Source organism: Enterococcus sp. 7E2_DIV0204 (assembly GCF_002140855.1).
Classification (GTDB): domain Bacteria; phylum Bacillota; class Bacilli; order Lactobacillales; family Enterococcaceae; genus Enterococcus_L; species Enterococcus_L lemimoniae.
Window position 1 is genome coordinate 1,926,662 of record NZ_NGKY01000001.1, and the last position, 22,272, is coordinate 1,948,933.

The 22,272-nt window shown below is 31.9% G+C and carries 16 protein-coding genes and 1 pseudogene; 12 read left to right on the forward strand and 5 right to left on the reverse strand.

The genetic code is table 11. The features are described 5' to 3' along the window. Positions 1 to 3 precede the first annotated feature (3 nt). A complete protein-coding gene (locus A5819_RS20090) occupies positions 4 to 210 on the forward strand; it encodes a transposase (RefSeq protein WP_369596913.1) in 207 nt (68 codons plus the stop codon). Between the two features lie 495 nt (positions 211 to 705). Here the strand turns inward: A5819_RS20090 and A5819_RS08950 are convergent. Then, positions 706 to 1,571: pseudogene (locus tag A5819_RS08950) on the reverse strand (LysR family transcriptional regulator). Between the two features lie 106 nt (positions 1,572 to 1,677). Between A5819_RS08950 and A5819_RS20095 the strand changes: the two are divergent. The 4 genes from A5819_RS20095 to A5819_RS08965 all read left to right on the forward strand — a co-directional run bounded on the left by A5819_RS20095 (position 1,678) and on the right by A5819_RS08965 (position 6,569). Further along, positions 1,678 to 1,971 (forward strand): hypothetical protein, encoded by a 294-nt coding sequence (locus tag A5819_RS20095; protein WP_369597350.1) that lies wholly within the window; start codon positions 1,678 to 1,680, stop codon positions 1,969 to 1,971. After that, positions 1,953 to 2,255 carry a DapH/DapD/GlmU-related protein gene (locus A5819_RS20100; protein ID WP_369597351.1) on the forward strand — a complete coding sequence of 101 codons (303 nt, stop codon included), beginning with the start codon at positions 1,953 to 1,955 and terminating at the stop codon, positions 2,253 to 2,255. Before A5819_RS20095 ends, A5819_RS20100 begins: the two co-directional genes overlap by 19 nt. A gap of 41 nt (positions 2,256 to 2,296) precedes the next feature. Further along, on the forward strand, positions 2,297 to 3,043 hold the full coding sequence (locus A5819_RS08960) for an SDR family oxidoreductase (protein WP_086278473.1): 747 nt from the start codon (positions 2,297 to 2,299) through the stop codon (positions 3,041 to 3,043). A 1,057-nt stretch (positions 3,044 to 4,100) separates the two neighbouring features. Continuing rightward, positions 4,101 to 6,569, forward strand: a complete 2,469-nt coding sequence (locus A5819_RS08965; RefSeq protein ID WP_086353041.1) for an LPXTG cell wall anchor domain-containing protein — start codon at positions 4,101 to 4,103, stop codon at positions 6,567 to 6,569. An 880-nt stretch (positions 6,570 to 7,449) separates the two neighbouring features. Here the strand turns inward: A5819_RS08965 and A5819_RS08970 are convergent. Next, positions 7,450 to 7,896 carry a GNAT family N-acetyltransferase gene (locus A5819_RS08970; protein ID WP_086278471.1) on the reverse strand — a complete coding sequence of 149 codons (447 nt, stop codon included), beginning with the start codon at positions 7,894 to 7,896 and terminating at the stop codon, positions 7,450 to 7,452. Between the two features lie 73 nt (positions 7,897 to 7,969). On the opposite strand from A5819_RS08970, the gene A5819_RS08975 reads away from it, so the two are divergent. Continuing rightward, entirely contained in the window at positions 7,970 to 8,386 is a 417-nt protein-coding gene (locus tag A5819_RS08975; protein ID WP_086278472.1) for a MarR family winged helix-turn-helix transcriptional regulator, read from the forward strand. A 448-nt stretch (positions 8,387 to 8,834) separates the two neighbouring features. Here the strand turns inward: A5819_RS08975 and A5819_RS08980 are convergent, their stop codons facing one another. From A5819_RS08980 to A5819_RS08990, 3 genes are all read right to left on the reverse strand, one after another. Beyond that, on the reverse strand, positions 8,835 to 10,286 hold the full coding sequence (locus A5819_RS08980; protein WP_086278474.1) for a sucrose-6-phosphate hydrolase: 1,452 nt from the start codon (positions 10,284 to 10,286) through the stop codon (positions 8,835 to 8,837). A gap of 23 nt (positions 10,287 to 10,309) precedes the next feature. Next, positions 10,310 to 11,746 (reverse strand): PTS transporter subunit EIIC, encoded by a 1,437-nt coding sequence (locus tag A5819_RS08985; protein ID WP_086278475.1) that lies wholly within the window; start codon positions 11,744 to 11,746, stop codon positions 10,310 to 10,312. A 114-nt stretch (positions 11,747 to 11,860) separates the two neighbouring features. Continuing rightward, positions 11,861 to 12,853 (reverse strand): LacI family DNA-binding transcriptional regulator, encoded by a 993-nt coding sequence (locus tag A5819_RS08990; RefSeq protein WP_086278476.1) that lies wholly within the window; start codon positions 12,851 to 12,853, stop codon positions 11,861 to 11,863. 2,485 nt (positions 12,854 to 15,338) lie between these two features. Here A5819_RS08990 and A5819_RS09000 point away from each other — a divergent pair. The 6 genes from A5819_RS09000 to A5819_RS09030 all read left to right on the forward strand — a co-directional run bounded on the left by A5819_RS09000 (position 15,339) and on the right by A5819_RS09030 (position 21,205). After that, positions 15,339 to 15,989, forward strand: coding sequence for an HAD family hydrolase (locus tag A5819_RS09000; RefSeq protein WP_086278477.1), 651 nt, complete (start codon positions 15,339 to 15,341; stop codon positions 15,987 to 15,989). A 655-nt stretch (positions 15,990 to 16,644) separates the two neighbouring features. Further along, a complete protein-coding gene (locus A5819_RS09010) occupies positions 16,645 to 17,286 on the forward strand; it encodes an ATP-binding cassette domain-containing protein (protein WP_086278478.1) in 642 nt (213 codons plus the stop codon). Beyond that, positions 17,283 to 18,041 (forward strand): iron export ABC transporter permease subunit FetB, encoded by a 759-nt coding sequence (gene fetB, locus A5819_RS09015; RefSeq protein ID WP_086278479.1) that lies wholly within the window; start codon positions 17,283 to 17,285, stop codon positions 18,039 to 18,041. Before A5819_RS09010 ends, fetB begins: the two co-directional genes overlap by 4 nt. A gap of 345 nt (positions 18,042 to 18,386) precedes the next feature. Then, positions 18,387 to 19,190 carry a YusW family protein gene (locus tag A5819_RS09020; protein ID WP_086282449.1) on the forward strand — a complete coding sequence of 268 codons (804 nt, stop codon included), beginning with the start codon at positions 18,387 to 18,389 and terminating at the stop codon, positions 19,188 to 19,190. Between the two features lie 166 nt (positions 19,191 to 19,356). Next, on the forward strand, positions 19,357 to 19,689 hold the full coding sequence (locus A5819_RS09025) for a PadR family transcriptional regulator (protein WP_086278481.1): 333 nt from the start codon (positions 19,357 to 19,359) through the stop codon (positions 19,687 to 19,689). After that, complete coding sequence (locus A5819_RS09030) at positions 19,676 to 21,205, forward strand: DUF4097 family beta strand repeat-containing protein (protein ID WP_176271396.1); 1,530 nt, start codon at positions 19,676 to 19,678, stop codon at positions 21,203 to 21,205. The genes A5819_RS09025 and A5819_RS09030 overlap by 14 nt, the downstream gene beginning before the upstream one ends. The last annotated feature ends 1,067 nt before the right edge of the window (positions 21,206 to 22,272 follow it).

The window sequence follows — 22,272 nt, forward strand, 5'->3', positions numbered from 1 at the left end:
CAGATAAAAGAAAAAATATTGAAAACCTGGTTAACCTATCCAATGTATGGATATCCGAGAATGACAATATACTTTAAAGAAAATCTGAATACTCTTGTTAACGCTTATCTTATTTACCCCCTTATACGTGAATTAAGTATTCAATCTCGAATGATAAAGAAAATAAAAACACTAAATCCTATATTGAAGTTGTTCAATTACTTAATTTAATCAGAAAGGGGAAAGAGGCAAAGCAATATAATGATGCAACAGCTGACTTAAAGGATGAGTATTCTTGGTAGTTATTTATAGCATTGTTGCAGGTATACTAATAGTATTGTTGAATATTTTTTTATTGTTCTATTGGATCAGAAGAAAAAATAAAAAATCGAGGAAGGTTCAAAAAAGAAAGTTATCGAAGAAAAAGAATAGACAGAGGCCAAAAAAATCATTTTTAGAGCGTAAAAATCGATATTCTAAAAAAAAGAGAGTAGGAAATAAACTGTGGAGGTGGCGAATTATAGAAACGCTACTTCCGCAGTTTATTTCCTGAAAAGTGGATTTTTAATTAGTAAAATACTCTTAAAACTTAAAAACAACTATGAAATAGAATGGATAAAGAAAATTTCAAGATACCTAAGTATCAAAAATTAAAAGCACAAGACATGGCCCTTGGAAAAAGAGTATTGGCGTTCAGTCGAACGAAACAGTATGTGTTTAAAATCTTTAGCGACTTGTTATTAATTGTAAAAATGCTTTAGAAGCATTAGAAAAAATTTGATTTTTTTTCCATATAATATTAACGGCAGAAGTTAGTGAGGGAGAAAAAGGAACGAAAGTCAGATTTGTATGTTTTGTTTCAATTATCCCATCAATGCATACGGCGCTTGCTGTATTTTGTTTTACAAGTAATGAAGCATTGAACAATAAATTATAAGTACCGATAACATTCACAGAATCTATACTTTTACCAAGCCATTCAGCGAATTGATTATTTACTAAAGATTGATTGAACAGTAATAAAGGAAAATCAGATATATCTTTTGGAATAATGATTTTTTTAGTTGCAAGAAAATTTTCTTTATTTACAAGAATGCCCCAATTATCAACAGAGGAAAGACGAATATAGTCATATTTTATTTTTCAACAGGATCAATAACTAGTCCGAAATCAAGCAAACCTTTATCAATTTTATCCAAAACGTCATCTGCATGTCCACTATAAAGGTTAATTTTTATTTCTGGAAATTTCGATTGTAGTTGAGTAAAATGACTGGAGATAAATTCAAAAGCTCTTGTTTCACCGTCACCAACAGTGATTTCACCAATGATCAATTCATTTGACTGTATATTTGAGGTCGTATTTTCTATCAAAGATAAGATTTCCTTTCCTCTATTTACTAAATAGTTTCCTTCTTCAGTAATTACGATCTTTCGATTACCTCTTATAAATAATTGGACACCGAGTTCTTCTTCTAGCTCTTTTAGTTGTTTTGAAAGTGTAGGTTGGGAAAGATGCAAGGCCATAGCAGCCTTGCTAATTGTTTTTTCTCTTGCAACAGTTAAAAAGTAATTTAGTACTCTTATTTCCATATGTATCCATTTCCCATAGTTTTTAGTTATAGATATCTATTATATATAAGTATTATTCACGTGTAAAGGATGAACTTATAATAAAAGATAAATAAGGAGGGATAATATGGAAGATTATGATTTATTAATACAAGTATTAAATAAAGATATATTAGTTTGTTCTGATTTGAATGAAAAAATTCAGTCAGTGAAAAAAGAAAATGAACGTTTATTAGTAGAACTAAATACAAACTATAGATCGAATGAAGAAATGTTGTCCTATTTAGAAAAGATCACTCAAAAAACAATAGATTCGTCAAATACTATTTTTCAACCTTTTTATAGTGATTTTGGTAGACATATTGTCTTTGGAAAAAACATTTTTATTTTATTAATAATAATGTGTTCTTTGTTGATTTAGGTGGAATTATAATAGAAGATGATGTTCTAATTGGACCATTTGCACGTTTGATAACTGTCAATCATTTAGTTGATTATGATTATAGAAGAGGGCTAAATGTAGACCCAATAGTAGTAAAAAAAAATGCTTGGATAGGTTCAAATGTAACTATTTTACCTGGAATAACGATTGGAGAGAACTCAATTATTGCAGCGGATTCCACTGTTACAAAAGATGTGCCCGATAATGTAATCGTTGCGGGAAGTCCAGCAACGATATTTCGAACAATTCGAGAACAGAGGTAAATCAAGAAAAACAAAAAACGAAAATTAGAGGAGATGATAAGATGACAATTAAAAATAAAGTTGTTATTATTACAGGAGCTTCTTCAGGGATTGGAGAAGCTACAGCAAAACTATTAGCTATAAAAGGGGCAAAAGTTGTCTTAGCAGCCCGTAGAGAAGAAAAACTAAAAAGAATAGTGGAAGAGATCAAGGCGCAATTTGGAGAAGCAGTTTATTTTGTTACTGATGTAACAAAAAGAGAAGAGAATCAAAAGTTAATTGATTTTGCAAAAATGACATATGGTACAATTGATGTAATGTTTCTAAATGCAGGAATCATGCCTAATTCTCCTATGTCAGCTTTAAAAGTAGAAGACTGGGATCAAATGATTGATATCAATATTAGAGGTGTTTTATATGGTATAGCAGCAGTTTTACCATTGTTCATTCATCAAAAAGGAGGGCATATCATTGCAACATCATCTGTTGCTGGATTAAAATCATATCCTGGAGGTGCAGTTTATGGAGCAACAAAATGGGCAGTAAGGGACTTAATGGAAGTATTACGTATGGAATCTGCACAAGAAGAAACAAATATTAGAACAGCAACAATTTATCCAGCTGCAATCAATACAGAATTACTAGATGAAATTAGTCACGAACAAACGGCTCAAAGTATGTCAGGATTGTATAAACGTTATGGAATTACTCCTGACCGTATTGCTACTATTGTTGCCTACGCGATTGATCAACCTGAAGACGTAAATGTTAATGAATTTACCGTGGGGCCAACGAAGCAGCCGTGGTGAAACTGTGGAATCAAAGATATAAAACATAGATTCAATTGTGTGAAACTTAAAATTATTTTTATATTTAATAATTCTTCTTGTGTTTAAAAAATAATCCTTAGAATAGAGAAATTCTCTATTCTTTTTATTTTTCTATTTATACAAAAAAACAACCATATACTTTAGACATTTTTCTTCCAATTATTCCCTATTTGTTTTAAAATAAAACATAGGTTATTTTAAAACATAGGTTTTATAAGATGGGTTTTTCGGGAATAAAAAATAGTAAATATACTTAGAACTATCTTTTATATTCTGACTCTGTGGAATAGTAATGGATAGTTTTAATGATGTAATCTTTATATAAAAGGATCGCCTATTTTGAGTGCTTGCTACGTAGCGTAATAGATAGCTAAAACTTTTAGTTAAAGGGTAGTTGCGAAACACCATATAAAGCAGTAGGTAGGCGCAATTTACTTGGAAAGTAAAGAAATTCCAGGTATTCCAAAAAAGCTAATCGCCTCACACTGGCAAGAAGAAATGTTTGAAGTTTAAGATGAAGCAAGGTTATTATGCAGTAGTGATTTCATAGACAATCAAGGGATTATCATTAGAAATAAGACTTTTGGGTTTGGACCACAGCAAAACGATATTTATGAATTAGTTATTAATGATTTTGACTATCCTAATACAAATAATGCACTTAATCAAACGACAAGAGCGATGATGAGTAGAAGGTACTCAAGAGAATAAGGAAGCAATGTTCAAAATATCTAAACATTTTTCTAAATAGCTATTTTCAAATATCCAGTTTTTAAAGGCCTGTCTAATAGAGTACCGCCCAATTTACTTATTTGAAGGGATTTTTGGACAAACGAAATAAGTGATACCCTAATTTGAAAAAATAGTTCATGGTTTTGTAGAGAAAGATACTGCAATATCAGTTAAAACGTATATTCTACTTTTTAATGTTAAATTCGATAGATTAAGTTATTTTTCATCTATTAATCCATTTTAATCTTTCCTTCCAATTTTCTTCATTACAGTGTGGTATATTTAAGTTAAAAGGAGAATATCTATGAAAAAATTATATATTTTTGCAGTACTGCTATTACTGTTTTCTGAGTTGTTATTTCCAGTAAATAGTTTAGCAGAAACGCTCAATAAACAAGTAGTTACGGACGAGACTTCTAGCTCAGCAATGGAAGTGTCAAATTCGACAAGTGAAATCTCTAACGTAGCAGAAGAAGCGTCAAATTCGACAAACGAAATTTCTAACTCAGCAGAAGAAGTGTCAAATTCGACAAGCGAAATTTCTAATGCAGCAGAAGAAGTATCAAATTCGACAAGTGAAACTTCTAGCTCAAAAGAGTTAAAAAAATCCTCTAGTCCACTAGCAGGTGATATGACAGAAAATGATATTACCATTTCAGCCATCAGTGAAAAAGACACTGAAAGTTCTCCTTTATTTGGGGATGGGGTAGGATATGCAATAACGGTCAAAAATAGTTCAAGTTCGGGAGCTTATATTCCAGCTGGTAGTATAATAACGTTTACTATTAGCTCAGATAGTTCTGTAGCTATCGATGACTTATTGTCGGCTAAATCTAGTTCTGTTGTTAATGCTTCAACTTCTCCTAATCTGTTCTCGTTTGTGAGTGCATTAAATGGTGTCGTAACTATTAAAATAAATGAAAATATTTATCCAGGAACTTCAAGTTTTAATATGTATTTTTATAATACAACAGCACAGTACGCAGAAAATGATGGTACTATTGTTGTTGATTTGAAAGGAAATATATCCGTTTCTAAAACTGTAGAAAATGACCTATCTAAAGAGTTTATTCTAAACCCGTCTAGTGTATTTATTAAAGTAAATAAAAAAAACACGGGTCCAGTAACCTTGCCTGGCTATGTAGGCTATGGGTCTTCAGATTCTGTAACCCAAGTTCTAGGTGCAGATAATAATTCACTTAATAGTTTCTTAAATTCTTACGGACTGTATGATCCATCTTATAAATATAACGGAGGATTATATATGACGTTCCGTTCGACTTTTGTGAAGGGATATACCGGATTTTCTAGAGGTGTGTTGTGGGGGAGTGCGGATAAAAAAATTCCGACAAATAACTTTAAATTAATTGTTGAAAGCTATGGTACAGCTACGGATATTACAAATGCGACTGGTGTTGTATGGACCTATACAGAGAACGGCGCTATGGTTGATTATTCTGAGTGGTTGACTCAAAACGGTCCATCTATGTCGAATGGCGGAAATATAACCTTGTATACCTTGGTTCCTGTTAATGCTGTTACAGATACAGTAACATTTACTGGTGCTTTAGGATGGGATAATTTTACAAAATGGTCTTCTACTATAAAAGGAATGTATTCTAACCCCTCAACAGGTTCGACAATTCCTTATTTCAGAAGCGTTGGAAATCAAACTATTTATAATACAGATACTATGCATCCAATGACTGGAATTTCTGCATATAGTGGAAGTACTGATATTTCCTCTAAAATAATTATTACGGATTATGATGGGTATCCAGTAGACGGGAAAAATCCACCTGTCGGAAATTATTCTATTCGTTACAGTGTGACAAATGATTCAAATGAAACAACGGAATATAATAGAACTATTACTGTGATAAAAAATAAACAGTCAATTACAGGGTTTGATTACACGATGCATGTCGGCGATAAGGATGCGACGACAGTAGATTTTAAACCATCTGCAACAGACAAAGAGGGGATGGCAATTGCCGTAACAGCTGATTTATCCGCTATTGATTTCTCAAAGGCAGGAACATATGAGGTGGTACTTACTGCTGCAGATGGTCAAACGAAAACAGTTAAACTAATAATCAAAGAAAATAAACAGTCAATTACGGGGTCTGATTACACGATGCATGTCGGCGATAAAGATGCGACGACAGTAGATTTTAAACCATCTGCAACAGACAAAGAGGGGACGGCAATTGCTGTAACAGCTGATTTATCCGCTATTGATTTCTCAAAGGCAGGAACATATGAGGTGATACTTACTGCTGCAGATGGTCAAACGAAAACAGTTAAATTGACGATTTTAAGCCTACCGGATATTAAAGCAACAGATAAGACAATGTATGTTGGCGATAGACTAACAAAAGAGGATATTTTAAATTGGGCAACCTTTATTAATCCAGAAGGAATGCCTGTTGGATTTGAAGTGGTAGGAAACGCAATACCTATTTCTGCAACGGATCAACTAACTACTAGTGGCACATACACCATAAAATACTATATTCAAGGCAAGAGTCGTAGTGTAGAGAATATTTTGGCTGAAAAAGAAATTACATTGACTGTAAAAGAAAAAGAACATCCATCAGTTGATCCTGGAAAACCCAAAAAATCAATTAGTAAGGGGAATTTAACTAGTAAAAAGAAATCCTTACCAAATACAGGTGAACAAAATACAAATACATTGTATAGTATTGGAATCCTTTTACTAATAATGGTTCTAGGTGGGTATACAAGAATGAAATATTGGAAAAAGAAATAAGTGAAATAAACAAGAAACGTCAGTTTTACGACTATTCGTGTGAATAATAAAGCCCTTAGAATTAATTCTGAGGGCTTTTACTATATAAAAGTAGTAAAAAACTGTAACAGTTATTCCAACATAAGTTATGTTTTCATAGGTCCAATAGACAAGTGAATCTGCCACTAGAGTTTAAACTGAACCTTTTCATACTAACTTTTACTTTAACTTATTTTATTACTATAAATCCAGATTCAGTCACCCAATTTTGAGGTTAGGACCTTGTGTTGGGGAGACATGTGAAGTATTGACCATTAGTTCTGACATCTGACAACTATTTATTTCTATCCATGTGGCTAACGATTCTGTCACTTCTGGCAAATGAAGTATTAACTCTTTTATAGATAGTTATACTAGGGGAATAAAGTTAGGGAAGACTTATTTTCGAAAGAAATTTTTTTTCGGGATGTGGGACTACCTTAGTTAGTTGTGTTGTTCCAGTTACCTCAATCCATTATGAATGGCAATAAAAAACTATTACTTAAAAGATTCGCTGAGATTCAAAATTAGATAAGGAGTCTAAACAATTAATTGCTCAGACTTTTTATTTTTAGTATAAGTCACACCTAATACTATGTTGTGATTCCTATCCAAAGCGAGAAGAATACCGCCAAAAATTTTATATATTTTATTTTATGAATACGTGTTAAAGGGTGAACCTTTAAAAAGCTCTTACTAAAGTTTACTTTTTCAAAAAAGTTTCTTTATATATAAAAGATGAAGCAAAAAAACGTTATTACCGAGTTTTTATAATAAAATTTTTTTCTTTACTTTATTCTGAAAATACAGCGTCAGACAAGAGTCAAAGTCTAGTCCAATAAGAATAATTCCGATTATATCTTTAACTTTTATCATAAGTATACCTCATTTCAACGTGAGGACTTCCTGCAAAAATAAAAGGATGTCCGACTTTTTTAAATCCAAATTTTTCATAAAATTTGACTACTTGCTCCTGTGCTTCAATTTCAATTGGTATATTAGACCATTTTTTGTCACATAAAGCCATGATTTTTTCTACAATTTTTGCCCCATATCCTTGTCCTCGAACCTTTTCAGAAGTTACAATACGTCCAAAGGATATGTGATCCTCCTTATCAAAAACTCTGGCATAGGCGAGTACTTCATTCTTCTGTTCTGATATGAAGAAAATATGGAGGGCTTCTTTATCAATCTCATCCAATTCATGATAAATTCTATTTTGCGCAACCACAAACGTATCAATTCTCAATTTAAGAATTGCATAAAACTCTGGTACTGACAAGTCATCCAATTTTTTGATTTTCCACATTTGGTCTTCCTTCTTTCTTAAAAAAAGTATATAATAAAGTTGAATGTGCAACTGTAATATAGGAGGTGAAGTGTTGAACGATATTGACTTATTTAGATTGATTGGCGCTATTTCTAGAAAAGCCACGACGGATGTAAATCAAGCTGTAAAGCAATATGGATTAGATAATAATCTTTTCATTTATTTGACACGGATTGTCGAAAATGAAGGAATCACCCAGTATGATCTAGTAAATCTTGTGAAAGTTGACAAAACAACACTGAGTAGAGCACTTATGAAATTGGAAAGACTAGATTATCTCTTCAAAATCACAAGTACTACGAATAGAAATTACAAAGAACTATATCCAACTCAAAAAGCAAAAGAAATCTACAATAACTTGTTTGAGTTAGAAAATAGATACGCTAATACAGCTATTGCTAATCTAACACCACTAGAACGAGTTGAGTTAAGAAAAAGCTTAATGAAAATAAGCGTATCACTTGGTTGAATTCATTTTACCACAAAGAGTTGCTTTTGCAACTGCAATGTTGTAAGTTTAATAGAAAAAATATACTACACTTGTTTTTCTAGTTGTCACTAGCCTGACTACTCATGTGAAGTTTATTTGAAAATGGTTACCCATAATATAAAGACTACTTCTCTAACACCAGAAAAGTAGTCTTTTGTTAGTATTTCTGTAAAAAAGTAAACGTGCAATTTCGTATGAGTATGGAGGATAGGTTGATTTGCCATTTAAAAATAAGTATAAAAATTGACTATTTTATATTAAAGAAAAGAGGAATATTGAGACCAGTCTTTTCTAAGTATTTTAAGATAGATTTTAATTTCTGCTGGAACTAAAGATAGCATACAAAATTGCTAGACTGTTAAAATGATGCCAAAAAAATCTATGCATATCTCAATTAAATTTATAAAGACATGTGTAGCGTTTTTTATTATTCAAACAATGCCCAAGTCACGTTGATTTCTTTTGAAAATGAAATAGTAGTTTGTTTTGATTCTAGGAAGACCCTAAAACTAAAAACACGTTCTCCTTTATTTAAATATAGTTCTATAAAACTATTATCAACAAACACATCAACTATGATAATAGTTGATAATTCAGCTATTTTACATGTTCGCTTCATCCCATATTCGATATCAATTTTTTTAGCTAAATTGCTACGCTCAATTGTGACAGTCTCTTTTTTTTCATCTAAATTCAATTGCCAAAAATCATCTTTTGTACCAAAGTAAATAGTCGACTCTTGTTCTTTGTTCAATTCAAATTGAAGGTGATAATAAGGAGCTTCTAAATTAAGTTGTTTAGTGATCACGGTTTGTTTATTGATAAATTTATTTTGTACTTCTTGAGATGGAAAACGTCTGAATTTTCCATTTACTAATCTTATTTCTTGAGCAGTTGTTAATCCGTGCTTCCAACCTTCAGTATCAATTGGATAGACTTGTTCACCACATCCAAACCAACCAAAAGTTAACGGTAACTGATTTTTTCCATAAAATGATTGTGGTGCATAATAATCAAAGCCAGCATCCAATTCATCTACATGTTCTAGTTCAAATATCCTTTTTTCAACATCCAATTGTCCTATTAAATAAATTGAAGAAAAGCGATTTTGGTAACGATATCTTTCTTTCTCATATCCCATTGGTGATAAAAATAGCACATCTTTTCCATCAAGCGTAATTAGGCTTGGGCATTCTAACATATAGCCTTTATTAATCGGTAAATCAATTACGCCTTGATAAGTCCAATCGAATAAATTATTACTCTTGTATAAAAGCAATTCACCAATATCGCCAAAACTCGCCCGTTCTTCTGCCACAAAACGACTTCCACCAAGTAACATATAAAATGAATCATTTCGCTCAAATACAAAAGGGTCTCTCAATTCTTGACTAAATCCTTTTGGTGCACCATTAATAATCGGATTTTTCGGATATTTTTTAATTGTTCCTTTTTTATCCATAATTGCTAAAGCCTGCTTTGCTAGCTTTCCTGTATTTGTTTTATAGTTTGCTGTATAGAATAAATAAAGCTCGTTACTGTACTCGAAAGCATTGCCTGAATAGGCCCCATTTTTTTCATATTCTTCATTTGGAATAAGAGCAAAACCTTCATCTTTAAATGTAACTAAGTCTTCAGAAGTTGCATGACCCCAATGTTTCATACCATGAAAAGAATCAAATGGGAACCATTGGTAAAATATGTGATACTTTCCGTTGTAATAGCTCAATCCATTTGGATCATTCATCAAACCTGTCTTAGGATACAAATGATACTTTGGGAGATAAGTACTTTGGCTTATCGTTCCTTTTAACTGATTTAAATAGTTTTGCCATTCTGGTGTATAAAATGTATATTTATCAATTTTTTTACTTATCAATTCTTTACGAACATCCTTTCTTTTTATATGGTATTCCCTTTTCCTATTTCAGCTCCTATTACCCCTTTAACACGATTCCAAACAATCAAAATAATAATAGGTAAAATAAATGCTATTAAATTTCCGATGATATAAAAAATCAATCTAGGTGGGTATACGATCGTTAAACCTGGTAGACCTGTTAAAGCAAAACTTGTCGCTTTTACATCAAATATTTTCATAAAAGCACCGCCGATTCCTGCTGAAAATGAAGCGGCAAGAAATGGAGTAATTGAGTCACGTAAATTGACCGCAAAAATCGCTGGTTCTGAAATACCGAATAACGTTGGAATAAAGCTAGACATTGTCGTTTCACGACGTTTAGAATGTTTCTTTGCAAGGAAAAACATTCCTAAAGCTGCCCCACCTTGCGCTATGATTGAAACTGACCACAATGGTTGAATATAATTGAATCCCGTGGTTACGACTAATTGCGCTTCAATAGCCTGAATTGCGTGTTGTGTCCCAGTTACAACTAGCGGTTGAAGTAAGGCTGCAAAAACAAAAGCACCTACAAAGCCCGTTTTGTTATACAGAATATCAATGATCCATCCAAGTCCTGTACCAACCGCATTACCGATAGGACCAAATATTAAAAACAAAGCAAGGGCAGAGAACAAAATTGTGACAGTCGGTACTAAAATAAAACTTAAAGCTTGTGGTGTTTTTTTCTTTGCGAATGCTTCCATTTTTGATAGAAACCATGCTGTTAAAATAGCTGGAAATACACCGCCTTGGAATCCAACTTGTGGGATGGATAAACCAAATAAATGCCAAGAAGATAAGGTATCATAATTACCTAATACAAAGTCATTACGATTCATCAAATCTGGTGTGATCATCACAAAACCCAACACTAAACCTAAGATTGGATTTCCGCCAAAACGTTTGGTTGCTGAATACATGACTAAGACAGGAAGATATGCAAATGTTGTCGCAATAACGCCTAGAAAACTAGCCAAATCATTTGCCCAAAGCCATTCATCCGTCATTGAACCACCTAAAAAACCAAATTGTGTCGTTAGTAGTGATTTTAATCCTAGTATCATTGCTGCTCCAACAAAAGCTGGTATGATTGGGATAAATATATCAGAGAATACTTTAAATGCTTGTTGCAACTTATTCTGTTGCTTCGTTCCAGATACTTTCACCTCCTGCAATGAAGCTTCTTTTATCCCAGAAGCTTCTTGAAATGCAGCAAAAACCTTTTCTACTGTTCCTGTACCAAAGATAATTTGTAATTGACCACTATTAAAAAATACACCTTTAACACCTTCAATATTTTCCAAAGTTTCTTTATTATAATTATTGCTATCGTTCAATATTAAGCGTAAACGCGTAACGCAATGAGCAGCATTCGCTATATTTTCTTTTCCACCGACAGCTTCTAATATATCTTCAGCAATTTTGTTGTAATCCATATTGTTCATCTCCCTCGATTTTTTAGAAAAATTATTTTTGGAACGTTCCATATATTTATTATGATACTTGGAACGTTCCAAAAAAGCAAGGGCTTTCAAACAAAAAAATTGGATTTATTTTTCATCCAATTTTCTAGTCGTTTTAAAGGCTGTAAATTCCACTGGTAATATATGTTTTTTTTGTGTAGCTAATCCAGGCTGAAATTCCATTAACTCTTTCACACTCAAGCGAGCAATCTCACGAACATCTTGAGACATGGTTGAAATAGTCAATGATTGGTTAGAAAAGCTTCTGGCTCCATCAAAACCGATTAATTGCAAATCTTCTGGAATCGACCAAGGTAAGTGTGTAAATGTATTAAGAACAAATTCTGCGTACCGATCGGTTACAGCAAAAATTCCATCAAAAGGACAGGTTTTTGAAAATTTTTCAGTTAGAAACAGATCTAGTCTTTTTGGAAAGTTAGCTGAGTTTCCTTTATCGAAATAGACTTCATATTCTAATTCGTTATGAGTGCAATAATCAATAAAACCATTCATTCGTTCAAAAACACCTATATTATTAGGTAATTCTCTTAAAATCAACAGTAAACGATTTGAGCCCCGTTTGTGCAATTCCGCTGCAGCTTGTCTAGCACCACCAAAATTATCACTTGTTACAAATGGAATAGCACGATTAAAATAACGCTCGATTGAAACGATTGGTATTCTTGAAACAAGATAAGGTTCTATATCACTATAAGAAATGGTCAAAATTCCTTTGACTTTTTGTTCTTGTGCCATTTTTATATAGTCTAACTCTAAATTGTAATTGTTTTGAGAATTGCATAATAACATTTTAAAATTTTGGATTTGTAATTCTAACTGGATGTAGTATGTCAACTCAGAAAAAAAGGGTGTCCAGATTGTGGGTAATATAAATACAATGATGTCACTTTCCTGTTTTTTCAATGATCTAGCGGCTTGATTTGGTATGTAATTTAAGTCTTTAATTGCTCGTTCTACTCTAGCAGCTAATTCTGGCTTGATTTTTACATGATTAATATAATTGGAGACAGTTCCTCGGGAGACGTTTGCTTTTTTTGCAACATCATTCATATTGACCATTTGGCTTCACCTCATTAAATAGTATATCATAATAAAATGTAGATGGATGCCTTTAATCTGTCACCTCTGTTCATTCAGTTAGTCTTAGTTAAGTAATTCAAAATGGAGTATTAATCTGGTTTAACAGACAATGCTTGATATTATCGAGTATTAATCTAAAAATTAGATAGCCAAAAGATGAATGCTTTTAGGAAACTATTTTCTAGCATCCAATATATTTATTCTATTAGTTTATGAGAACACCCTTTCACAATGCCATTTGTTGAGTAATATTTTATTATATCTTTCTGAGAGTCGCTTTTCAGAAATGTTAGAAATATTTAGCTGTATAAGCATATCTTCACAAAGTCTTCCAAAACTGATTAATACGTTTGATTGTATGCTCAATTTTAAAAATTGCATGTTTATCACCAGATAATAAAGAATCTTCATTTATGTTTTAGAATCAGAAAATGTTGATACTACAGGAATGCCAACATCCTATTACATTTATCTGGAGCTACCATTTTAGGATAATTTCCGCCAGTAACATAGATAACCGTATTTTTTTTAATAGCCCGTTATTTTGTGCTGATTCCTTAAATGTCGCCATTAGTGCACAGTTTCCTTCTCCAGAAAGATCCACGCGACACATATAAGCAAATTATTAAGTAGATACAGTTTCAATAGTATAGTTCACAAAACATTCTCCAATTTGTAATAAGTTTAACGGCGTCATTTTTTCGAAGCTTCGATAGTTATACAATCTCTCTATAGAAAAGGAAGAGCAAGAAAATATTGGAAATAATATAAAGTAACATTTCAATGACTAATCTAACTATCTGTGTTATTTGAAATCGTCTTATCTTTGTAGGAATAAGCTGTCGAAGCAATCTTTGTTGTTTATCATAAAAAATTTCTTGTGGTATTTAATAAACTGAACATTTAGGACGATACTTTATATTAGAGTAAATAAAGTATTCTGAAACAGGTATTATAACTTTACAATTTGATAGCGATTCTAGTAGTAATTCGTTAACTTAAACAGAATAAATAATTAGAGAATGATTTATAGACCAATAAATTTTTATTAGAAATAAAAAGAAGCGTTCTGTTAAAATCTATAAATCTATAAATGACCCTTTCAAAAAGAATGGTCAAATTAAGAAATGACTATGAATGATACGCAAAAAATTTGAGGAGGATTCTGTAAAAAAATTGTTACAGATGCAACCGTTTTTTGGGAAGTGTGTGATACAGGAGTAACTGCTCAAAATTACGATGTGATTAAAGTTGGTAGAAACAGTAAACAAATAGCAGTGCTAGCAGAAATTGTTTGCTGCTTTAGATTTGGATTTATCTAATCGAGATCAATTGCCGAAAATTTGGCTAAATGGAGCATCTGAGTATATTCATTGTGCCGCGTTACCGACTGTCTATGGACCTTGCGCTGACTTTTATGAAAAGAATGTAAGGGAGCTAGTCTTATAATTTATCTATTCAGTGATGTTTGTTTAAAAAAAAGGGTCAAGCAGGAGTTGAACCTGCAAAATCTCCCAAATGAGTTCATGACCCAAAAAATTAACTTGAGTTACAACATTATTATATGTCATTTTTTGATATATTGGAAAAATTTACTTCAAGTTCATAGAGTAAGCCAATAACAAATTCCTATTAAATTATTTTCCTAATGGTTTATAATATAGGTAAAGTTGGTATTGTTTTTGTATTTTTTTCTTTTTTTGAAAACATAAACAGCCTAGCAGAAATAAAAAGCCAAAAATCATTTTGACAAGTCAAAAGTAGAATGATTTGCATTTAGAGTTGATAGATTAAAAAGAAAAGCTTGCTATTCTAACAAATGAATAGAATGTCAGCTTTGAAGCCACTAAATGCGATAAAAAAATACTGACAAGTCCATTGAATAAACGTAAAGCGAGTTTATAATTTTAACTACTTTTAGAGGTGATTTCGGTTATAATGTATTGAATAGATGACGAATTTTTATAGTAATTTAGATTATGTACCGTTGGAGAATGAGATGAGCAGTGACGCTCTGTACTGTTTGGTCCAAAAGTTTAGAGATACACTTCAAATTAGTAGTTACTCCTTATTAGAAGCTGTTAGAATTTGTTACGCAAGTCTTGCGAAAGTTGTAAATAATCTATGAATTTGGTTAGTACTTCATATAAATTAGGGAGTTACAATTCTATTGTGAGTCAGGAAGGATAGTTAAAAAACTCCTTTTGGCCAATATAGTGGTATTAGGTTAACTTTCTACAAAAATATGAGGTGTAATAGAAGAATACAGAACAGGATGTTATTGATAAATTCTTTGCGCTAGATAATCATATAACAATGAGTATAGTAATAATATACTTATGTTGCTCTAAATGGACTATCTTTACGCTATAAAAGCTATCTTTATACAAATGCTAGAAGGATCTCAAAATGAAACGAATCAATACAAAAAGTAGTCACTTTATAAAAATAGGAGGAATGAAAAATGCAAGTGAACAGTATTATATTTGATTTTGATGGAACGTTGGGAGACTCAAAAAAGTGTGGTGTTATAGCAACAAAAGAGGCGTTTAAAGAGCTACATTTAACTGCCCCATCTAATCATTTAATTGAGTATTATATGGGCATTCCTATCGAAGAATCTTTCAAAAAAATGGCTGACAGAAAATTAACTGACATTGAATTTGAAGAATTATTATCTCTATTTAGAACCTATTATAAAAAATACGAAGATCAATATTTAAAAGTTTTTCCAGGAGTGAAAGAAATTCTTGAAGAATTGAGATTAAGAGGCTTGTCGTTATTTGTTTTATCAAGTAAAAAAACAATTGTTCTTCATAGGAATTTAGTTTTACTTGAGATTGACTCCTATTTCAAAGAAATAATTGGATCGGACAAGCTATCAAACTACAAACCCCACCCAGAAGGTATAACCTATCTGTTAAAAAAATATCATTTAGATTCAGATCGAACTCTTATGGTTGGAGATGCGATTTTTGATATTCAGATGGGAAAATCTGGAAAAGTGCAAACATGTGCTGTAACTTGGGGAAGCCATGATCAAGAAAAACTTAAAAAGGAACTTCCTGATATTCTAATTGATACACCTCAATCTATTATGTCATTTATTTGTTAAGTTTTTTGAAAGTGATGATCCTTAAAAAATAAAAGAAAATCAATGGATAAGACACAATAAAATGTTCAAAAAAGTCAGAAAAATAATGAAATGGATGTGCATGATTGTTACAATGATAACTGACTTGATATTAGTACTATTACCATAGAAGCAGAAAAAGTAAAATGAGCATAACATGACTTTAGAAAAAGAGTTAAAAAATCGTGAAAATTACCAATAGGTTTAAACCAGTGTCTCAAATAATGACAATTGGCGAGTGCAAGAAATTTTAGAGATGGCCTTTAATCATTTTTGTAAAGAAATTAGCTATAGAGAAGCGCTATTAACGATAAGCGAATGATTAAACTTTGAAAATAGTAATACTAGAAGAGCTGTTTTGTAAGGGTTGAGAATATGGACGAAGCGTTCTTACTTTGAAGACAAACCTAACAGCACGATTCATTTGTTGTCAACGCTTAGAAACGATGAGAATGAATACGTTAGAAAATCCTGCGGAAATGCTTTAAGAGATATAAATAGGAAATATCCTGAAAAAATTATCGAGAAATTGTCATTATGATAATCTAGTGAGGAAGAACTTCAAATAGAAAAGAACATGTTCAAAAATAATCATTTAGAACGTTTTCTTAATAACAATAAAAAGGACTGAATCATTTTGTTAAAAACTGAACATATCTATTTTCAACACGAAGAACAAATAATCTTAAATGATATTACTACATCATTTGAAAAAGGCAGTCACACAACAATCACCGGACCATCCGGAAGTGGGAAAAGCACATTTCTCAAGCTATTGGCTTCTTTACTGACACCAACTAAAGGAGCAATCACTTTCAACGAGCAAAACATTACAGCTCTAACACCTGAAAGCTATCGCATGCAAGTTTCTTATTGTTTTCAACAACCGTCATTATTTGGTAAAACTGTACGAGATAGTTTTATGTTTCCTTATGAGGTACGTAAAAAAGAATTTCAAGAAAATCATGTATTGAACTTGTTAAAAGAAGTCAAACTACCAGAAAGTTATATAGATAAAAAAATCACTGAATTATCCGGTGGTGAAAAACAACGTGTGGCCTTGATCCGCAACGTGATTTTTTTACCTGAAGTGTTACTGTTGGACGAGGTAACAGCAGGCTTGGATGAAGAAAGCAAAGCAATCGTCAATCAATGGTTACTACAATTGAACCAGGAGAAAAACATTACACTGATTCGCGTAACACATGATCCAGAAGAGATTGCTCAAGCCACTATCGTTAAAAAAATTGTAGCGGGTAGTTTGGAGGAAATAGAATGAATTTAGCTGTTAATGATTTATCGCTATTATTTGCAGGGATGCTGGTCGTAGTAGCGTTAGTGATCAGTTATAAAGAAAAATTAGGCTTTACCAAAGATATTATCATTAGCGTTTGTCGAGCGATTATTCAACTTGTTTTAGTTGGTTATCTTCTTAAGTATGTCTTTCAAATCGATAGTAAGATTTTAACGGTGGTCATGGCAGGGATTATTATTGTCAATGCGGCGTTAAATGCGGGGAAACGCAGCAATCATTTGAAAAATGGTTTTTGGATTTCATTATTAGCGATTTCTTGTAGTACGGGAGTGACGATCGGTGTCTTAGTGTTATCAGGTGCAATTCGTTTTATTCCTTCACAAATTATTCCCATCAGTGGGATGATTGCAAGTAATTCGATGATAGCGATTGGCTTATGTTACCGAAATATGGACAGCTTATTCCACGATCAACGGCAAGCGGTGCTTGAAAAATTAGCATTAGGTGCGGATATCAAGTTGGCCTCACGCTCGATCGTTAGAGCAAGCATCCGAACAGGGATGGCACCGACGATCGACTCAGCTAAAACAGTGGGTATCGTTAGTTTGCCAGGGATGATGTCAGGCTTGATTTTTGCAGGTGTCGATCCTGTTCATGCTATAAAATATCAAATCATGGTGACTTTTATGCTACTTTCCGCAACAAGTATTGGTTCGGTAATTGCGACATATTTAGCTTATAAAGAATATTATAATGAGCGGAAGCAACTACTCGTTTAGCACTTTGAATGTGTAAATGCGTTTAAATAACAAACTTAAAATAGGGTTTGTCTTGGGCTAAAACTCATGATAAACTCTATTTTGTGATGAATAAATATCTGATTTTAAATTGAAAATCTATACATTTTGCTTAAATAATCATTTCTCAAAAACATTGCTCTTTAGAATAAAGAAAAGTTGATGGCGTAACAGATTTAGAAAATAATATTCAAATCTAATTATAATCAGGATATTCTGATGAAAAAAAAACTCTTTATGATAAAATTATTTTTACAGTAATTGTTGACGAATAGTATTATACATTGTATAGTAATGATGTAAACAAAAAAGAAAGTAGGGAAACACATGAAATTAACAAAACTTACAAGTGCATTATTAGTATCGGGAATTGTTTTAACAATTGGGACATCAGTAGCTGTAAATACAACTTCTGTAGCTGCCGCAACTGTAGTATCAGAAACAGCGTATGAAAAAGTGATGAGCTTTACTAAAGCAGATTTAAACAATGTAACAGGAAGTAACTTGTCAACAACATCAATCAACACTGTCTACAGTGCAATGAAGAAACAAGAAACATGGACAAAATTGGGCTATACAAAGACAGAAGCAAAACGTATTGCGGATCGTATTTCTGTAAGCAATTACCAAACAGTGGGCATCTTAAAGGATATCGTTGCGAATGAAGGGTTACAATTTAAAGTCGTTCTTGTGAATCAACCAAATTACAAAGCAGTAAATGTTGGAACAATCGGTGAAGTCGTAACACCAGAAGCACCAATAACAAATGAAGAAGATACAACGCCAGAAACCCCTTCTAACTCAACCTTGAGTTCAGTAGTTAAAGAAATTGAGATTGAGATTGAGTATAAAAAACTTGGTGATATCGAAGTTGACTATGAAGTAAAATCTAATGGTAGAATCAAAGCAGAAGTGAAAAATAAGCAAACAGGTGTTAAAATTAAAGATGCCGCAGCACAAAAAGCAGTAGAAGATCTATTTGTAGGCTTGGATGCAAAAACAATGAGTCATGCAGCGATTCAAGACCATGTATTGACAAAATTAAATGCGTCAAAATCAGGATTGAAAAAATTTGAATTTGAAGTGAAATTTGCGGACAAATCAAAAGTAGATTTTAAGATCAAATATTAATTAGCTCTAACTACTAATGTCTGATAAAAAACTGTAGGAACGTCTTATATGAGATGTAATTTACAGTTTTTTCTTTTTTTTTTCTTTTTAAGTTTGTCTAAATGAGGTAAACTAGTTTAGTACATTAAAACCAATTATTAGCCTAAATAGGAAAGGAGGTAGGAGAATGGGGAAGTCAAACCAATTCAAAAAAGGTGTTTTAGAATTATGTGTATTGTATCTATTAAAAAATAAAGCACGCTATGGATATGAAATTACACAGCTAGTCAATAAGCATATCCCGTTAACAGAAGGGGCACTCTATCCTATTTTAAGACGGTTAGTAAAAGAAGAATATTGTACTACATATCTCGAAGAATCTACAGGTGGTCCAGCAAGAAAGTATTACAAAATTACATTGATGGGAAGAGAATACCTATCAGAACTAACGAATGAGTGGCGGCTGTTTGTCGATAATGTTGCAAGGATACAAAAGGAGGAAGATGATGGAACAGATTAAGGCGTTTTTTGGAAAATTAGAAAGTCAATTTTTAGAAAATGATAAAGAGGCATTTGAAGATATTAAAGAAGATATTATGCATGAGATCGAGGAACGAAGAGCCGAAGGAGAGCCGTATGAAAAAATTATTCACAGTTTAGGAACACCAGAAGATATCTCTGCAGCGTATTATGAAGACAAACGTTTAGATAAGGCAATGAAAGCTGAACAAGATGTTATTGACAGAGATGAGTTAGAAAAAGAGTATAAATTGAAGCGGAAAAAATTTAGAGCAAAAAGAAAAAGAAAAATTACATTGATCGTATTGATGATGACACGTGGTATCTTAATATTATTGAGTGTGCTTTTCCTATTAATGACAGTGTTCTACTTTGTTCAAGAACAAACAGTGGTATGGGGACCACTAACAGCAGCAGTCTTTTTCCTAGCGATGCTTCTTCTGTGTTACAAGTCTATTACATATAAATGGTTGATTGGTGCATTTGGGTTATGTAGTCTGTGTGCAAGTATGGTTATATTTGCGACAAATTCCTGGTTTTATGCAGGACAGTTTTTCAATCAAACGGTTTCAGTTGAAAGTACGTCATTGGAAACGTTGAAGATTAAAAGTGAGAATCCAGTAGATTTCAGTGTGATTCGTATTTCTAAAAAAGAGAAACCAAAAGTAGAAATGACAGGGTATTTAACGAAGAAGGATCAAAAAAAAATAGTAAAATCAACCAAAAACAGCTTAGAACTAACTATAGGCAAAAAAAGTCAATTTGACTGGGCGAATCAACTGAAAGCAACAGAAATAATTTTATATTTACCAGAAGAATTGAGTCAAAAACAAGTGGAATTCCAAGTGAATGAGGGCGAAATTAGTTTAGATCATATGGCTATAGATAAATTATTTATAGCGATAAATGAGGGAGAATGTCGATTAACGGATATTAATAGTGAAAAGCTGACTGTAAATAGCCGTGATGCGGATATATTTGTTCGACATTTCTTTTCAAACATAACCGTTGATAATCAGTATGGAAAATCAATTCTTTCAGATGGACAAGGAGATATCCAGATACAGTCCACCACGGGCTTAGTTAATGTAAGTAACATTAGCGGGAAAAAAGGAAAGTTAGTCAATAAAAAAGGGAAAAATATTTTGGCATCAAGTGTAATCAAGAAATTAACTATACAAAATGATGAAGGAATAACTGTTGCTGATACACAAGAAGGTGATACAACGATAAAGAATGGTACAGGGAAAGTCGTATTGACCGATATGAAGCATCATTTGAATATTTCAAATACGACAGGAACTATTATAATAAATGAACAATATCCTGTAGATACAGTAATAGAGAGTGATACAGGGGATGTTAAGTGGGTACAGACAGCTGAAGTAGATACTGCTTTTGACCTTACTAGTGATATTGGTGAAATCAATAATACCTTTAAGCATAGAGAAGGGGCATCACATCAAGTAAAGATCAATACAAAGTCTGGAAATATTAAAATCATTTCGAATGACTAAAAATCCATTTATATTGGATTAGAGGCTACCTAATAAAGTGGATAAGAAATAGGGATATTTAAGGAAAAAAAGGAAAAATTATCAGGAGAAAATTCAAGATATTTTTCTTTGCCCAAAACAGTTTGTACAATTATTAAAATCTAAAAAAATGCAAACAACACTCAATATTAAGGAGGAAAAAGTGGACTGATACTGTTAAATGAAGCGATCGTAAAATAAAAATCGATATCACATTAATAGATAAAAATAAAGAAACTGACACTTCCAAAACGATTGAATATTTACTTGAAATCAATGAGCATTAGCAGTTGCCTATTTGGATAATTACCGAAAAATATAGTAAAAATGACAAACGTATTTATTTGCAATTGGGTTCTAATGGAGTTATATCAAAATCTATAGGAATGAAGGAATTGCTGTTAACTATGAGAGACTTTATACAAATTACTCATTTTTCATGTAATAGCATCTCAACGAAAGTAGTACATTCATTCGTTTTAAACGTTACTAAAGGGAGTAATATTATTAATAAAGAAAGTTCATTTACTAGAAAAGAATGTTATGTGTTAGAAATGTTGTATAAAAACCATCAAAGTTAATACGTGTAAAAAGCATGTTTATAGGTGGGTAAATATATCTTAAAAATTTAGTCTATCAACATTTATTAGCTATTTAAACAATAGGTATAAAAATCGAAAATTGTAGTATTGAGATTATTATGTGAAAGAACTTTTCTCCAGTGTAGCGTTCATGCCTCTGGCCATTAATAAAGGATAAAAGCCACAATTAAAAAAATCCAATTCATATTGGATTTTTTTTAGTTGTGGTTTTATTTATCCATTTACTTAACAAAAAGTAATGTTTTTAATTTAACATATTGCCTATTTACCTTAAAAAATTGACTTCTTTTTATTTTTTATTCTATCAAAATATTCCTTGTATTTATGCGAAAATTCTTTTCTATCCAATAGTTCACAAATTAAGAAAAATTTATTCATTTTTTCTTGGCTTCTGACGTAATCATTTTCTTTATATAAGATTAATCCTTCTAAATACAGAGACATAGC

Coding starts and splice junctions, on each gene's coding strand:
- A5819_RS20095 (WP_369597350.1), top strand. CDS start 1,678: ATGGAAGATTATGATTTATTAATACAAGTATTAAATAAAGATATATTA.
- A5819_RS08960 (WP_086278473.1), top strand. CDS start 2,297: ATGACAATTAAAAATAAAGTTGTTATTATTACAGGAGCTTCTTCAGGG.
- A5819_RS08965 (WP_086353041.1), top strand. CDS start 4,101: ATGAAAAAATTATATATTTTTGCAGTACTGCTATTACTGTTTTCTGAG.
- A5819_RS08970 (WP_086278471.1), bottom strand. CDS start 7,896: ATGTGGAAAATCAAAAAATTGGATGACTTGTCAGTACCAGAGTTTTAT.
- A5819_RS08985 (WP_086278475.1), bottom strand. CDS start 11,746: ATGGATTACAACAAAATTGCTGAAGATATATTAGAAGCTGTCGGTGGA.
- A5819_RS08990 (WP_086278476.1), bottom strand. CDS start 12,853: ATGGTCAATATGAATGATGTTGCAAAAAAAGCAAACGTCTCCCGAGGA.
- A5819_RS09000 (WP_086278477.1), top strand. CDS start 15,339: ATGCAAGTGAACAGTATTATATTTGATTTTGATGGAACGTTGGGAGAC.
- fetB (WP_086278479.1), top strand. CDS start 17,283: ATGAATTTAGCTGTTAATGATTTATCGCTATTATTTGCAGGGATGCTG.
- A5819_RS09020 (WP_086282449.1), top strand. CDS start 18,387: ATGAAATTAACAAAACTTACAAGTGCATTATTAGTATCGGGAATTGTT.
- A5819_RS09025 (WP_086278481.1), top strand. CDS start 19,357: ATGGGGAAGTCAAACCAATTCAAAAAAGGTGTTTTAGAATTATGTGTA.
- A5819_RS09030 (WP_176271396.1), top strand. CDS start 19,676: ATGGAACAGATTAAGGCGTTTTTTGGAAAATTAGAAAGTCAATTTTTA.